A 15,182-nucleotide genomic window follows, 5' to 3' on the forward strand; every position below is an offset into this window, starting at 1 on the left:
GAACTGAAAGCTAAAGACCAAGCGAGCTAGTTTTTTTGTGAATAAGCCGCTTTTTCTGGTAGTGGGACTTTTTTTGCTTTCTCGCTTCAGTATAACCATATTTAGGAACTTTATTTTCGTATAAAAAGGCAACGAAACACCGAAAGAACAGTCTGTTTTGAAAGGCTATCTTGAGAATAAGGGTTTCCAGGTTGTTTCTTATGAAGGACTTGCCGAGAGTTACGAACTAACAAAACAGAAAATCGTAACACTACCGTATATGATTTATTGGGGGCTACAACTTGGCGACCCATCCCAATATTTTGGCAAGACAGTAAACGTTGAAAAGTTCATCGTTAAGAATCATCCGCTATCTCAAGGGAAAGTTGATGTTTATGTCTACGAAGTCAATGGTCTACCCATAGGAGGAACTTCGTATCCACATGGCGATACATCAGATGGTGGGTATTGGTCTTTAGAAGGTAAAACGTTAGAAGAACTTCAAACTAAGTCCTTTCAAGATTGGCAAAAAAACTGGATTAACAAGTATAGTAATGAAGTGGGTGGACGGAATTAATACGCCTATTTAAAAATCACCGAAAGGTTCTTCATGTTCAACTAGTTACTATTGCGGTGAATTCACCACTAATTGTATTTCGTACAGCTATTTTCAGGCGAATGGACGATTTCTGGATTTTAAGTGCAAAACCTGCAGCTAAAAGGGGCTGCTTTGGTATCCAGGGCGATTTTCCCCCTTATTAAATGTACTTTTTACAACTAAGTCTCCAATTCCCCCCATTATGGCAAAATTAAATGTACAAAATACAGTTAATGGATCAACAGCGTGCCCACGATTACAATCCCGATATTGAACCATTTGTTTGTAACTTTCATATAAGTTATCTCCAGTCTATGTACAAATTGATTTTCTACAATATAGCACTCTCCACCTAGGCTTCAGGTGATTTTTATCTCCCCCAGAAATAAATAAGGTGCAAGAACCCGGGGAGGCTCTTGCACCTAAAATTGGGGTAAACGTTTGTTAGAGGTTTATCAGCCCTTCACCGCGCCGGCGACAACGCCTTTGACGATGTATTTTTGCAGGAAGATAAACACGATGATCGAAGGCAGCACAGCCATTACCATGGCGGTCATCGCATACTGCCAGTCGGAGGTATATTGACCGACGAAGGTGTAAGCGGCCAGCGTCAGCGTTTTTGTGACCGGCGAGCCGTTGACCATGAGCAGTGGAAGCAGGAAGTCGTTCCAGATCCACATCACATCGATGATGATGATCGTCGTTGTTACGGATTTCAGCAGCGGGAAGATCACGCTGAAGAAGAGCCGGAACCCGGATGCGCCGTCAATCGTTGCGCTCTCGTCAATTTCCTTCGGAATCCCCTTCACGAAGCCGTGGTAGATGAACAGGGCGAGCGGAGCACCAAAGCCCCAATACAGAATGCCCAGACCCCATGTGCTGTCGGAAAGGTGGAAGCTTTTCGCCATTTGCAGCACCGTTAGCATGATCGACTGGAACGGAATGAGCATTGGCATGATACAAATAAAGTAAATGATCGAGCTTGCCCGAGATTTAGTACGAGCCAGCTTGTAAGCGGCGATGGAGGAGATCAATACGATCCCGGCCAGGCCGAGTACGGTAATGACGGTATTGTTCATAAACAGACGCGGGTAATTGATGAAATTCCACACGTAGCTGTAGTTCTCGAAAGCCAGTCTTTTAGGCAAGGCGATTACGTCGGTCATGACCTCAGAGAAGCTTTTGAGTGAGTTGATAATGGTCAGGAACAACGGATACAAGAACAAGATAGACAGCAGAATCATGACGATTTCTAGCGTGATGCGACCTGCTCTATTTTTGCTCATTATGCCTCAACCTCCCTGCGTTTGAAGATCGTTAATTGAATTACGGTCACTACTAGAACGGCGAGGAACAGAATAAGCGCTTTCGCAGTCCCGTAACCGTACAGGTTATTTTGGAACGTATCCCGGTAAATGTCATAAGCGACACTGTAAGTCGTTCCGCCAGGGCCGCCGCCTGTCAAGGACAGGATAACGTCGAATACTTTGATCGAGTTCGTCAGCGCCATAAAGACGGAAATCGTAATCGAAGGAGCCAAGAGCGGCAGTGTAACGTTAAAGAATCTGCGGAATGGACCCGCCCCGTCCACGGTAGCTGCTTCCTTCAAATCGTCCGGTACCGATTGCAGACCGGCGATGTATATCACCATATAGAAACCGATGGATTGCCATATGGAAACAAGTAGAACAGATATGAAGGCTAGTCCAGGCTTACCGAGCCAGCTTAGTGCGAAGAAACCCCAACCGGTCGTATTGCCCAAAGATTCAAAGCCTTGCATGAAGATAAACTTCCAGATAAAGCCGACGATAACCAAGCTGAGAATGTAAGGAATGAAGAAAGCAGCTCTGAGCCAGTTCGTCGACTTCAGCTTCATATCTAGGATCAACGCCAGCCCGATCGCAAGCACGTTGATCAGTACGATATAAAGAATGGCATATTTAATCGTGAATATGGCAGCGTGTGAAAAGTTAGCGTCACCCATAAATATTTGCTTGAAATTGTCGAGTCCAATAAATTTAGGATGTTTTGAGATCCCGTTCCATTTCGTAAGTGAGTAACGAATGGTCATAAAGAACGGATAATAAAAGACTGCAATGATGGAAATCAGAATCGGCAATGTAAAGATTCCAAACTCCAGTTTGTCGCCCCGTTTTCTCCCTAGTTTTAACATAGCGCACCTCTTTTTCTGTAACAGTAGTTTAAAATTCGGGTGATTCGGCTGCCCTACACACATCACCTTTTTCGGCTATAATGTATTATAAAACAGCGGATTTGACGCCAAAATGGATTTAAGAAAACAGTTAAGGGTAAAAAGGTGAACAGCATTTTTGGCGGTGAATCGGATAACTATATATCAGAAATGAGGGCATCATGATCAACCGGGTAAAACGAATGTTTGAGTCGCTTAGGGACCGGATTTCGCGAAGATTGGTCAATAAGCTTATTTTGCTGTTTACGACCATTATTATTCTTGTTGTTGGTCTCCTGACGGTTATTTCCTATCAAATGATCCAGAAGGAATCGGTCAACCACAGCATTACGAGCACGACGAACAACTTGAAGCTAGTGAACCAGAACCTCGAGGACTATTTGGAGGGGATTGAGAAGCTGTCCCTGCCGCAAATCCGCTACGAAGAGATTCTCCGAGCCGTTATGAATGAAGAGAACGATTATGCATCGAAAATGTATCTAGAGGATTACCTTAAGGAGTTGTTTTATTCTCGCAATGATCTGGAAAGCATCTATTTGTATTTGATCGATCAGAAGAAATATTACTCGATCACGCGCGAGGCTTATAACATAACGGTTCGAGTGAGCTACCAAGCGGGAATACCTGAACAGCCCTGGTACGAGCAGGCGATGAACAGCCCCTTTAACCGTTCTTTTCAATCCTTCATTGAACCTGGAGCGAAGACGGGATATACGATGAACCTGGAGCCGAGCTTCATGGGTTATCACCGTGTGCTCCGTTCCATCGTGTCCCGGGACCCCAAAGCCGTGATCTCCTTCTATATAAAGCCTACCGTGAAAGATGAGATTCTGAAGGATATTCCGTTTGAAAAAGGGGAGCATTTACTGTTCCTTGATCCTGATAACGTTCCATTTCACAGCGACGATCGCAGTTTTCTGCAGCAAGCGGAAAAGGCACCATGGCTAAGCCGGCTTGGACAGGACCCAAATTCTAAGCCGATTACCTGGACCAACGAAGATAAGAAACGCTATTTAGTCGTGTACAACGTCGGAGAAACCGATGGGTGGAAGCTGGTTAAGCCGATTCCTTACAGCAAAATTTATGCGGCAGCTACGGCAACGCGTAATTTGAGTTATATGATCGGGTTGATTTTTCTGCTAATTGCGGTCATTTTAGTGACGTTGATTTCCAATAAAATCACGAAACCTCTAAAGAACTTGTCTATGGAGATGAAGCGGTTCAGCGAAGGGACCTTCGACGCGGAAATCCCGGTAAATGGGCGAGACGAAATCGCCTATTTGTCCAAGCACTTTAACCGTATGGTGCGGCGGACCAACGATTTGATTAATGAACGATACAAGATGAAGCTGGTCGAGAAAAACGCTATTCTCAAAGCGCTTGAGGCGGAAATAAACCCCCATTTTCTTTACAATGCGCTGCAGGCCATATCGACAAAAGCTTTGAAAAGCGGGGATGAGGAGGTAGCCGATATGGTGGACGCTTTAGCAGTGACCCTTAGATATTGCATAAGTGGAAAAGATATCGTAAACGCTAGGGATGAGCTCAAACATATCGACCGTTACATCTCGCTGCAGAAGGCTAGATTCGGGAGCCGCCTGCAGGTAACGGTAGAATGGGATGACTCGCTGATGGAGCTGCAAATACCGAAGCTTTCGATCCAGTCGCTGGTTGAGAACTCCATAAAGCATGCTCTGGAAAAGGTGTCAACGGGCGTAACCATTAACATTCGAGCGGAGCTGGCGGAGACGCATGCCGTCATTCTGGTGCAGGACAATGGCCCCGGCATTTCGCCCGAAAGAATGGAGCAAGTACTTCACTCGTTGCAAGCGGATTGGGAAGAGCAGGAAGGCGAGAACATCGGCCTCAAAAACCTGAACACGCGCCTGAAGCTGCTATACGGAGAGGAAGCCGGCCTGCTCATTCGCAGCGACGAACAAGGCACGGAAATGAGTATGCTTATACCGCGGGGGGGCAGCAGCCATGTATAGAGTGCTGATTATTGATGATGAAGAGCCACTCCGCGAGGCAATCCGAATCTTGGGCGATTGGGAAGGACTGCAGGTTGACGAGGTGCTGGAGGCGACGGACGGCAGAGCCGGCCTTGCAATGCTGGAGAAGCACAACACTGATTTGGTGATGGTCGATATGAAAATGCCTGAGCTAAATGGGGTTGAATTCCTGCGAATTGTTGAACGTGAATACCCTGATTTGCTGACGATTGTGATCAGCGGGTACAACGACTTTGAGTTTACCCGCCAAGCGATTCACTCCAAGGTGGTAGATTATCTGCTAAAGCCGATCAACCGCCATGATCTTAACCAGGCGCTGCGCAAAGCGATCGATATTCTGGAGGCAAAGCGTCAGCTTCAAAGTGAATCCATAACCCGCAATATCGCCTTTAATATGTCGTTGCCTAAATTAAAGGAGAAAATTTACTTATCGATTATTGAACGCAGCTTTAAGAAGCAAAGCAGTCGGGCTTTCTTGCCGCTTATAGGTGCCGATGATCCTGCAAACCGCTTCGGAGCGCTCGTACTGCGCATTTTGAACATGGAGGCCGTAAGGGACAGCCGATTTAACAGCGATACAGAGCTGTTATATTTCGCGGTGGCCAACGTCATTAATGAAGTAGCCGTCGATAATCTGTTATGCTTCAGCTTTGCCAACCCGAAGCAGGAACGGGAAATTATCGCGATTTATACCGTGAATGGTGGTTACCCGCAGGATCTTTCCTTCCGGTCGGAACGCTTTATGAAGAAAGTTGTTTCAACACTGAGCGATTTATTTGGTGTTCTTTCAGCCGGGGGTATTGGCCAGGCTTGTCAGAACGTAGTGGAGCTAGCCCAATCTTACGAGGAGGCGCTGTCTTCAGTGCTGGCGATTGATTTGCTGAAGCTGAAGGGAGAAGCGGTTATAGGTAGCGCTGGCAAGTCTGTAGTCAGCAAAGATATTCACTCTTTTTCGAGCAGAGTTCCTATACTCCGCAGTGCTTTGGAAGCTGGTAACCTCAATCATGCAAAATCGGTCATGGCTGAATTTGCCAAAAAGATCAAAGTATCGGGAGCCTTTAGTTTGGGCGCAGCAGACAGAACGGTCCGGGAAATTGTCGTGCTATTGAACGATGTGGTGCTGGAGCTTGGCGTCCCTGCCGAGTCACTGCCGCCATCCGGCGGTGAGCGTGCTCTGCGTGCGCTTGGGCTGCGAACTGATTTTGCAACATTTGACCAGTTCGAGTCGCTGCTGATTCAGCTCACGGAGTACTATGGCGAGCAAATCCGCAGGTCCATGGCGGCAAACCGACCGTTTAATGTGGATGATATCCGGGCCTATATTGACAACCACTATTTTGAAGATATCAAAATTTCCATGTTTACGGAGAAATACTTCCTGAGCCGGGAGTATTTAATGAAGCTGTTTAAACAGCAATATGGATACGGAATTCACGAATATGTACAGAAGGTGCGAATGGACAAGGCTAAGGAACTGCTGGACGATTCATCCCTGAAAATCCAGGAAATTTCGGAGATGCTGGGATATAAGGATAAGAACTATTTCAGCAAGGCATTCCGAAATTATTACTCGCTATCCCCGTCTGAATATCGTGCGAACCAGGATGGAGAGGGCAAAAAGTGAACTGAAGGATCCAACCACTTTTTTACCCTTAAAAAACCACATATCTACATTTTTATCGCTAAACCTTTTCTTTAGAATAAGGAGCATAGAAGGTACAAGCTACCTTTCACAGAAATACACAACTATAAGAAAGTGGGGGCGTTACGAATGAAGAAAAAAATCCTTGCCCTGTCGTTCAGCTTAGTGCTGATTATGGGCCTGTTGTCCGCTTGCGGCGGCAACAACGCAGCTAACAAAGGCGCAAACAATGCCAAAACTGGTAACAATGGTGCTGCGGCTACAACCGAGACCGACAATAGTCCAGTAACGATCAACATGTTTACGGCTTCGCCGGAGTATACGGATGCATTCAATGCCTATATCGCTGAATACAAAAAGGTAAAACCAAACGTAACGATTAACCTGGAAATTATGCAAGCCGACTATAACACCGTCCTGAAATCCAGAATCGCAGCCGGCAGCACACCGGATGTATTCCAAACGACAGCTGGCGGAGATATCGATACTTTTGCCGAATATAGCGCAGACTTGACGAACGAGCCTTTGGCAGCAGCTATGACGGATGCGGTTCGTGCTAACATGACTTCCTCCGACGGTAAGGTGCTTGGCCTTCCGGTTAAAGGCAACCTGTTCTGCATTATCTACAACAAGAAGTTGATGGAAGAAGCTGGTGTAACCACCTTCCCTAAAACTACAGCAGAAATGGACGACGCCATCAAAAAACTCGAAGCAAAAGGCATCAAGCCATTTGCAAACGCTTATAAAGAATGGTGGGTTTGGAAACACGTATTCCAGCATTTCGTGAATGCCGCAGCTGCGGACGCTGGTGTTAGCTCGAAGGATCTCGTAAACAAATTTATCGCCGGAGACGCTCATTTCAAAGATTATCCGGTACTGTACAACAACTTCTTTAACTTCATTGACACGACTGTAAAACATGGTACTGACAAACCGTTGGAACGCGACAGCAACGCTCAAGTCAGTGACTTTGCTTCCGGCAAAGCTGCGATCATGATCGGTAAAGGTGCATGGGACGAAGAAGCAATCAAGAAAATTACACCAGACATCCAAATCGGTATCGCGGGTTATCCAGTAAGTGACAAAGCTGACCAAGCTACGATCATTACAGGTGCTGACCAAGCGCTCCGTATTAACAAAGATTCCAAAGTTGTTAAACAAACCGTTGAGTTCTTCAACTGGCTGTATACTTCAGAATACGGCAAACAATGGTTCTCAAACGTAGCAAAAGTTATTCCACCGATCAAAGATGCTCCGCTTCCAGCTCTGGATATGCCGAAACAAATGAACGAAATTCTGAAAACAGAAAAATCGGGTGATCTGACCGTTAACTATTCGCTCGACACGTTCCATCAAAAATTCGGTGAACTTATGCAAGCCTACATCGGTGGCAATAAGACGAAAGATCAAGCGATTACCGAAATTGAACAAGCTTGGGTTCAACTGGGCTCAGCTCAATAATCGTCAATCAACAATCGGTAAATCCAACCTTCTTAACTCAGCACCCGGCGGTGCTGAGTTAAGTTATTTATGGAGGTTTATTGGGTTGCTGAGGAGAAGTATTTGAGGAAGCTACAATTACGAAGGCAGGTGCTTATTCTATGGCTCAAATGATCGACATCCACGAGAATGGACTACATCTTATACTGGAGATATCGCAGGAGTTGGAAGTTCTTCTGCTGCATTTCGGGTCCCAATCGCTCGGGGAGCAAGTGATTCGCAGCGACCAGAAGCCGGGCTTCCGGCTGATGGAGCTTCAGCTTACCGGAGAGGATCGGGCGGAATACCATGGTCGAACTCACCGGGCAACCTACCCGGGCTTGCGGATGAAATACGAGTCACATTCCGATCTTCGCAACGCCTTGGGACGGAAGCTGGAAATTACATTGCACGATCCGGAAACCTCATTGCGGGCGGTCCAGCATTTTCAATTTTACGATGATGTGCAGACCGTCCGGGTCTGGACCGTTCTAATCAATCGGGGAATGAAGCCTTTGGGCGTAGAATATATTTCCTCCTTCGCATTGACTGGTTTGGACAAGGAAGGCAAGCAGGATCGCGACGATAAAATGATGCTTAGTATCCCGCATACCGGGTGGCAAAGCGAACTGCAGTGGCGGACGTACAGCCTACCTGAGCTCGGGATGTCGCATCTGACGGACCGCAGCTCCAAGCGTATATCCTGCAGCAATACCGGTTCATGGTCCGCTGCCGAGCATATCCCGATGGCGGTCCTTGAAAACAAGGAGGCTGGAACAAGCCTGTTCTGGCAAATCGAGCATAACGGCTCCTGGCACTGGGAAATCATCGATCAGAACGATTTTCTCACCCTGCTCGCCAGCGGGCCGACAGAGCATGACAATCACTGGTGGGTTAACCTTCAACCCGGCGAGGAGTTCGTGAGCGTTCCCGTAGCTGTAGGCGCGGTGTCCGGCGGCTTCGAGCAGGCCATTGGGCAGCTCACCACCTACCGCCGTAAAATCCGCCGTCCGAACGCGGACAACCGCGATTTGCGGGTTATTTTCAATGATTATATGAACTGCTTATGGGGTTCGCCCACGACGGCTAAGCTGCTGCCGCTCATTGACGCTGCGGCCGAGGTCGGCTGCGAGTATTTCTGCATCGACGCGGGCTGGTACGCGGCTGGCGAATGGTGGGATGGTGTCGGTGAATGGATGCCGTCGCCAGAGCGCTTCCCGGAAGGCATCAAATATGTGCTGGACTATATCCGCAGCAAAGGTCTTGTTCCTGGATTATGGCTGGAGCTTGAAGTGATGGGCATCAACAGTCCGAAGCTGGCGGAGACCGATGACAGCTGGTTCTTTAAACGTCATGGGCAAAGGGTTAAGGACCGCAGCCGATACCAGCTCGACTATCGTAATCCTAAGGTGGTTGCACATGCCAATGAAGTCATCCGCAGACTGGTTGAGGATTATGGCGTAGGCTATATCAAGATGGACTACAACATCAATGCTGGCATCGGCACGGAAACGGATGCGGACAGCTTCGGAGACGGCCTGCTGCAGCACAACCGAGCTTATCTGGCCTGGCTGGACAGCATCTTCGCCCGCTACCCCGATCTGGTCATCGAAAACTGCTCCAGCGGCGGGATGCGGATGGATTATGCGATGCTGAGCCGGCACAGCATCCAGTCGACCAGTGACCAGGAGAATTACGTGAACTATGCGGCCATAGCTGCCGCATCACCGTCAGCGCTGACTCCGGAACAGTCTGCGATCTGGTCATACCCGCTGCGGGAGGGCGATGATGAGGAAGTCGTCTTCAACATGGTCAACGCACTGCTGCTCCGGATTCATCAAAGCGGACATCTGGCTGAGCTAAGTCCTCGCAGAAGAGAACTCGTGAAGGAAGCGCTGGATTATTACAAAACGATCCGCGGCGATATTCGCGCTGCGCTGCCGTTTTGGCCGCTGGGCCTGCCGAAGCAGCAGGACGATTGGGTTAGCCTGGGGCTGCGGCATGAAGAGCGCGGGGCAGAGTATGTAGCCGTCTGGCGTACCGGCGGAACATCAGGGGCCAAGATGCTTTCGCTTCCTGAACTAAAAGGGGAAACGGTTGAAATCCGGTGCGCCTACCCGCAGGATTTGCCGACCGAGTGGACCTGGGACTCCGCGAAGGGCGAGCTCCACGTGACAATGCCGGAAGCCAAGACCGCACGGCTGTTTGAGATCAAACATAAGCGATAAAGAGAAAACCGCTGGTTCGCCCGTCAGGTCGACAGCTATATTAAAGAGCCGTTCCTACGCCGCAGCGAACTTGCGTTGCGGGGGAACGGCTTTTTTTGACTGGGAGCAAGCTTTCAATAGCATCCACCTGAGTAGATGTATTTTGTACATTTATTTTGGCTAGTTTCCGCCGATGAAGGTAAATAAATGTAAAACATACATCTAAATGGGCTGAAAAATCATTTATACGCCTGCCGGGCAGCCTTTAGATGTACAATCTGCAATTAAATCAGAAAAAGTTGTTCTACCAATCAAAATAGTTGTACGAAATACATTTAGGTATGGCTGTAAGTAAGAGTATGGGTCTCTCTATCGATTTGTGCGGAAAGGTGGAAATGAAGCGTGAAATCACTGCCCTTTTTCCTCGTGGGAAGTTGGTATACGATGATTAAGGTAGAGAGGATGCTTGAATCCACATTTGCTGAAGAAGCTAGGCTTTTGTCCACACAAGACAGGCTGGTATATAATGGTTGTGTACTACCAAAACGTCAAGGAGGTTATGATCAATGAAGTACACGAGTTTGGGAAGAACCGGATTGAAGGTAAGTCGCCTTTGCCTTGGGACGATGAATTTCGGACCAACGACAGAGGAAAAGGAAGCGTTCAAAATCATGGACGCGGCAATCGATGCCGGGGTCAACTTCTTTGATACGGCGAACGTTTATGGAGGTACACCGCATCGGGGCTGGACCGAGGAAATTATCGGCCGCTGGTTTGCCCAGGGTGGCGGTAGAAGAGAGAAGGTCGTGCTGGCCACGAAGGTTTACGGCGGGATGGGCAATCCTGACGAACCTAATGGCGGACCTGGGTTGTCGGCATATAAAATCCGCCAGCATCTTGAGGATTCACTGCGGCGGCTTGGTACAGACCACGTGGAATTATATCAAATGCATCATATCGACCGGAACGTTACATGGGATGAGCTGTGGAACGCTTTTGAAATCGCACTAAAGCAAGGAAAAATCGGATACGTCGGTTCAAGCAACTTTGCCGGCCGTGATTTGGTCAAAGCGCAATATGAAGCGAAAGCGCACGGCATGCTCGGTCTTGTTTCCGAACAACACAAATACAGCCTGCTATGCCGGCTCCCTGAGCTGGAGGTACTCCCGGCGGCGCAGGATCTGGGGATGGGCGTCATCCCTTGGAGTCCGCTTGACGGCGGTATTCTCGGCGGAAATTGGGATCCAAAACCGGGCACAAGAACAGCCAAACAGGCCGAACGCGTTGAAAAGCTGCGTCCGCAGCTGGAACGGTTTAGCGCGCTTTGTAAAGAGCTTGGTGAGTCCGAAGCGACGGTTGCTTTGGCGTGGACGCTGGCCAATCCGGCAATTACCGCGCCAATTATCGGACCGCGTACGCTGCAGCAGTTCGAGGACACCTTGCGGGTAGTAGAAGTTGAGCTTAGCGAGGATACGCTGAAGGCGCTTGATGAAATCTTCCCCGGACCTGGCGGAGATGCTCCGAAAGCCTACGCTTGGTAAGCGCGAGTTGAGTTTATAAGTTTCTTTATCTTTAACTTTTCATAATTACTAAGCCCTGGGCAACCGGTTCGGCTGCCCAGGATTTTACCGGGAAAAAGGGGAGGGGCTTCTTTATGATTCAATACGTTAGAGCAACTGAAACAGGAACTGATGTTATTTATAATGCGTTTCAGCGGGGATTCTCGGACTATATGATTCCATTGAAAATTTCGAAGGAAGATTTTGAAGCGAGATTCTTCGGACCGGAAGGGAATCAGAAGGAGCACTCCTTTGTGGCCTTGGACGGACAAGAGCCTGTAGGGCTTGCACTTGGCGGTGTCAAGACCTATGAGTCGGTTAAAACAATGCGGTGCGGGACATTAGCGATTCATCCGGATTACCGGGGAAAAGGGATCAGCGCCAGGCTGATGGACCTTCATCGGGAAGAAGCGATTGCAGCTAGCTGCAAGCAGTTGTTTCTAGAAGTCATTGCCGGCAATGACCGAGCGATCGCATTTTACAACAAAAGAGGGTACCGGAAGTTTTACGACATCTTCTTTTTCACACTTGCTGATGCAGGTAAATTAGGAAATCCGAGCATTCCGGAGGGAGGGCGGATCTCCAGAGTTACATTTCAGGAGTTTGCGGCCGTAATCCAAGCGTGGAAGTACTTCCATGTGAACTGGCAAAACGATCTTGATTACCAGGAGCTGGACGACCGCCATATCTATTACATCCTATACATAAAAGATAATCCGGTAGGCTGCTTAAGCGTCACAAGCGGAGGGAAAATCAGTATGCTCGTGGTGGACATCCGGTATCGCGGCCAAGGGGCGGCTACGGCGCTTTTGGCTTTTGCACGCGACGAGCTGTCCATCGCCAAATTTTCAGCTTCCACGCCGAACAACGCGCTGTTGGAGTGCTTTTTGGAACGCAGCGGCTTTACGAGAGACAACCTGAGTCTGCACGAAATGTACATTTTGCTGTAGCGGGGCACCCGATTGACATCCGGCTTGTTTTTCATTTATGATGTAGACCGATTGGTCTAATCTTCTTGAGAAAGGTACCTGCTACATGTCGAACCAGAATTCAACCCGGCAAATGCTGATTGAAACGACTGCCAAGCTGCTGCAAAACCAGGGCTACAATGCGACTGGATTAAATCAAATTACTCAGTTGAGTGGCGCGCCTAAGGGCTCACTGTACTATCACTTTCCTGCGGGCAAGGAGCAGCTGGCTTGTGAAGCGGTTAGTTATATAAAAAATGCAACTCTGGAAGGTTTGCGAGCCGTGCTGAGATTGCCTTTATCTTCAGCTGAAGCTGTTCAGCGGTTGCTCACGCTGCTCGCGGATCATTTTGAGCAAAAGGATGAGGAACTGGGTGTGCCGATGGGAATTATCGCTCACGAAACTGCAAAGAGCAATGAGAATATTCGGCAGGCCTGCTGCGGCGCCTACAACGCTTGGATCGCGGAGTTTGAGCAAAAATTTGCTGCTGATGGGTATGACCCGGAAGAGGCGGCGGAGCTGGCCGTGATGATCAATGGAATTGTAGAAGGTTCGATTATCATGTGCCTGACTCAACAATCAAGCAAGCCGCTGCGGACGGCGGCAAAGCTGGTCCCTAGACTATTTCCGTCTATTTAAGCCTACAACCGGTAAAGTGCCTGAAGGAGAAAGGGTAAAATTTACTTGGCACAATGCCGGTTTTTAATTTAAATTTAATATATAGAACGGTCTAGAAACTATTAATTCATATCACTATATCAGGGACAGTGCCTCGGTAATATGAATGGCGCTCGCCTTGTTCAAATAGATAAGTAAGAAAAAGAGAAAAGAAATTTATTATGGATAGTTTGGAGGTACTTTAGAAGTATGAATACGACTGCACTAAGCGCCGCTCAAGAGGCGGCAAACACAGAAGGAATCAGGCGTTTACCGATCACGATCGCTCTGATTATCGGTGCGTTTGTATCGATTTTAAACGAAACCTTACTGAACGTGGCTTACACGGACTTGATGAAAGAGCTTCAAGTGGGGGCGTCTACGATTCAATGGCTCTCTACCTCCTATATGCTGGTTATCGGTATTTTAGTTCCTATTACGGCACTGTTGATTCAATGGTTTACAACGCGGCAGATGTTTCTGTCAGCGATGTTGTTGTTCTTGGTGGGCACCATCGTTTGCGGTGTTGCTCCTTCCTTTGGAATGCTGCTGTTCGGGCGCGTGATTCAAGCCTTGGGGACAGGGCTGCTGCTCCCGGTGATGATGAATACGATCCTAACGATTTATCCCCCGGATAAAAGGGGAGCGGCCATGGGAACGATTGGGCTCGTCATTATGTTCGGCCCGGCCATCGGTCCGACGCTGTCGGGACTTATTTTGGATGCGCTCAACTGGCGCTGGCTGTTTTATCTGGTAACACCGCTTGCTGCTTTTTCTATTTTATTCGGAGCGATGTATTTGCGTAATGTATCCGAAACGAGCCGCCCTAAGGTAGATCTGATCTCTATTCTTTTATCCACGGTAGGCTTTGGCGGAATTGTCTATGGCTTCAGTAGCGCAGGAGAAGGGGATGGCTGGTCGAGCCCGGTCGTAATTACCTGCTTGATCGTCGGATTTATCGCTCTCGCATTATTCGTTTGGCGGCAGCTTGTCGTGAAGCAGCCCACGCTGGATGTGCGTGTCTTTAAATACCCGATGTTTGCATTATCGGCGGCGCTGCTTATGGTTATGATGATGACGTTGTTCTCTACGCTCATCCTTTTGCCGATGTACTTGCAAGGGGCCTTGCTCCTTACCCCGTTTATCGCCGGTTTGGTGCTCCTCCCCGGTGGGGTGATTAACGGTCTGATGTCCCCGGTCGCGGGCAGGCTGTTTGACAAATTCGGGCCTCGGGCGCTTATTACACCTGGGCTGCTGATTGTGATTACCACGCTATGGTTCATGCGGGGACTGGACACGACCTCGTCGACCACGCTCGTAATCACCCTGCACATTGCGCTGTTCGTCGGTATCTCCCTGGTGATGATGCCGGGTCAAACGACCGGCTTAAACCAATTGCCGCGCCGGCTCTACCCCCATGGCACAGCGATCATGAATACGCTGCAGCAGGTATCCGGAGCGATTGGAACAGCACTCTTCATCAGCATCTATTCTACCGGGCAAAAGCGTTACCTGGCCGGCTCCGCCAATCCGCAAAATCCGGCCGAGCTGGGAAATGCGCTCGTGGCCGGTCTGCATACTGCGTTCACGATCTCTATGTACGTTGGCGTTATTGCGCTGCTGATCGGCCTGTTTCTCCGTCGAACTCAGGCGCCTGCGGAAGGAAATCAGTAAGGGTAATTACGCTGCTTGGCTTAAACGACCTCAAACAAGTGGGTGGAATTCAGCAGAATTCCACCCTTTTTGCGTGATAGCTGCATTCTATACAAGCTTGGAGATATTGGGCGAAATAGCTGAAGGATGTCGTCAGAAAGAATGTTTAACTAAAGCGTCGCTTGTTTCGCAAAATTTTCAGAAATCCAAGAAAG

The 15,182-nt window shown here is 48.5% G+C and carries 11 protein-coding genes; 9 read left to right on the plus strand and 2 right to left on the minus strand.

Going from position 1 to position 15,182, the window contains the following annotated elements; genetic code table 11:
* Positions 1-157 precede the first annotated feature (157 nt).
* Positions 158-556, plus strand: a complete 399-nt coding sequence (locus tag ACFQ3W_RS24620) for a hypothetical protein (protein ID WP_379321884.1) — start codon at positions 158-160, stop codon at positions 554-556.
* A gap of 476 nt (positions 557-1,032) precedes the next feature.
* Here ACFQ3W_RS24620 and ACFQ3W_RS24625 read toward each other — a convergent pair whose 3' ends face one another.
* Positions 1,033-1,863 carry a carbohydrate ABC transporter permease gene (locus ACFQ3W_RS24625; protein ID WP_379321885.1) on the minus strand — a complete coding sequence of 277 codons (831 nt, stop codon included), beginning with the start codon at positions 1,861-1,863 and terminating at the stop codon, positions 1,033-1,035.
* Entirely contained in the window at positions 1,863-2,750 is an 888-nt protein-coding gene (locus tag ACFQ3W_RS24630; protein WP_379321886.1) for a carbohydrate ABC transporter permease, read from the minus strand. The genes ACFQ3W_RS24625 and ACFQ3W_RS24630 overlap by 1 nt, the downstream gene beginning before the upstream one ends.
* A 200-nt stretch (positions 2,751-2,950) precedes the next feature.
* Between ACFQ3W_RS24630 and ACFQ3W_RS24635 the strand changes: the two genes are divergently transcribed.
* The 8 genes from ACFQ3W_RS24635 to ACFQ3W_RS24670 all read left to right on the plus strand — a co-directional run bounded on the left by ACFQ3W_RS24635 (position 2,951) and on the right by ACFQ3W_RS24670 (position 14,988).
* Entirely contained in the window at positions 2,951-4,780 is a 1,830-nt protein-coding gene (locus tag ACFQ3W_RS24635; RefSeq protein WP_379321887.1) for a cache domain-containing sensor histidine kinase, read from the plus strand.
* Positions 4,773-6,425 carry a response regulator gene (locus ACFQ3W_RS24640; RefSeq protein ID WP_379321888.1) on the plus strand — a complete coding sequence of 551 codons (1,653 nt, stop codon included), beginning with the start codon at positions 4,773-4,775 and terminating at the stop codon, positions 6,423-6,425. The genes ACFQ3W_RS24635 and ACFQ3W_RS24640 overlap by 8 nt, the downstream gene beginning before the upstream one ends.
* 147 nt (positions 6,426-6,572) lie before the next feature.
* Complete coding sequence (locus ACFQ3W_RS24645) at positions 6,573-7,904, plus strand: ABC transporter substrate-binding protein (RefSeq protein WP_379321889.1); 1,332 nt, start codon at positions 6,573-6,575, stop codon at positions 7,902-7,904.
* A gap of 140 nt (positions 7,905-8,044) precedes the next feature.
* Complete coding sequence (locus ACFQ3W_RS24650) at positions 8,045-10,150, plus strand: glycoside hydrolase family 36 protein (RefSeq protein ID WP_379321890.1); 2,106 nt, start codon at positions 8,045-8,047, stop codon at positions 10,148-10,150.
* A 545-nt stretch (positions 10,151-10,695) separates the two neighbouring features.
* Positions 10,696-11,670, plus strand: a complete 975-nt coding sequence (locus ACFQ3W_RS24655) for an aldo/keto reductase (RefSeq protein ID WP_379321891.1) — start codon at positions 10,696-10,698, stop codon at positions 11,668-11,670.
* A 113-nt stretch (positions 11,671-11,783) separates the two neighbouring features.
* Positions 11,784-12,638: a GNAT family N-acetyltransferase gene (locus tag ACFQ3W_RS24660; RefSeq protein ID WP_379321892.1), complete on the plus strand. Its 855-nt coding sequence runs from the start codon at positions 11,784-11,786 to the stop codon at positions 12,636-12,638.
* An 85-nt stretch (positions 12,639-12,723) separates the two neighbouring features.
* Positions 12,724-13,296, plus strand: coding sequence for a TetR/AcrR family transcriptional regulator (locus ACFQ3W_RS24665; RefSeq protein WP_379321893.1), 573 nt, complete (start codon positions 12,724-12,726; stop codon positions 13,294-13,296).
* A gap of 228 nt (positions 13,297-13,524) precedes the next feature.
* Positions 13,525-14,988 (plus strand): MDR family MFS transporter, encoded by a 1,464-nt coding sequence (locus ACFQ3W_RS24670; protein WP_379321894.1) that lies wholly within the window; start codon positions 13,525-13,527, stop codon positions 14,986-14,988.
* Positions 14,989-15,182 lie beyond the last annotated feature (194 nt).

Origin of the sequence: Paenibacillus puldeungensis, from assembly GCF_042678945.1 — a bacterium.
GTDB classification, from domain to species: domain Bacteria; phylum Bacillota; class Bacilli; order Paenibacillales; family Paenibacillaceae; genus Fontibacillus; species Fontibacillus puldeungensis.

What these genes read in the sequence shown, in the direction of transcription:
- ACFQ3W_RS24625 (WP_379321885.1), bottom strand. Translation starts at nt 1,863, where the DNA reads ATGAGCAAAAATAGAGCAGGTCGCATCACGCTAGAAATCGTCATGATT.
- ACFQ3W_RS24630 (WP_379321886.1), bottom strand. Translation starts at nt 2,750, where the DNA reads ATGTTAAAACTAGGGAGAAAACGGGGCGACAAACTGGAGTTTGGAATC.
- ACFQ3W_RS24635 (WP_379321887.1), top strand. Translation starts at nt 2,951, where the DNA reads ATGATCAACCGGGTAAAACGAATGTTTGAGTCGCTTAGGGACCGGATT.
- ACFQ3W_RS24640 (WP_379321888.1), top strand. Translation starts at nt 4,773, where the DNA reads ATGTATAGAGTGCTGATTATTGATGATGAAGAGCCACTCCGCGAGGCA.
- ACFQ3W_RS24645 (WP_379321889.1), top strand. Translation starts at nt 6,573, where the DNA reads ATGAAGAAAAAAATCCTTGCCCTGTCGTTCAGCTTAGTGCTGATTATG.
- ACFQ3W_RS24650 (WP_379321890.1), top strand. Translation starts at nt 8,045, where the DNA reads ATGGCTCAAATGATCGACATCCACGAGAATGGACTACATCTTATACTG.
- ACFQ3W_RS24655 (WP_379321891.1), top strand. Translation starts at nt 10,696, where the DNA reads ATGAAGTACACGAGTTTGGGAAGAACCGGATTGAAGGTAAGTCGCCTT.
- ACFQ3W_RS24660 (WP_379321892.1), top strand. Translation starts at nt 11,784, where the DNA reads ATGATTCAATACGTTAGAGCAACTGAAACAGGAACTGATGTTATTTAT.
- ACFQ3W_RS24665 (WP_379321893.1), top strand. Translation starts at nt 12,724, where the DNA reads ATGTCGAACCAGAATTCAACCCGGCAAATGCTGATTGAAACGACTGCC.
- ACFQ3W_RS24670 (WP_379321894.1), top strand. Translation starts at nt 13,525, where the DNA reads ATGAATACGACTGCACTAAGCGCCGCTCAAGAGGCGGCAAACACAGAA.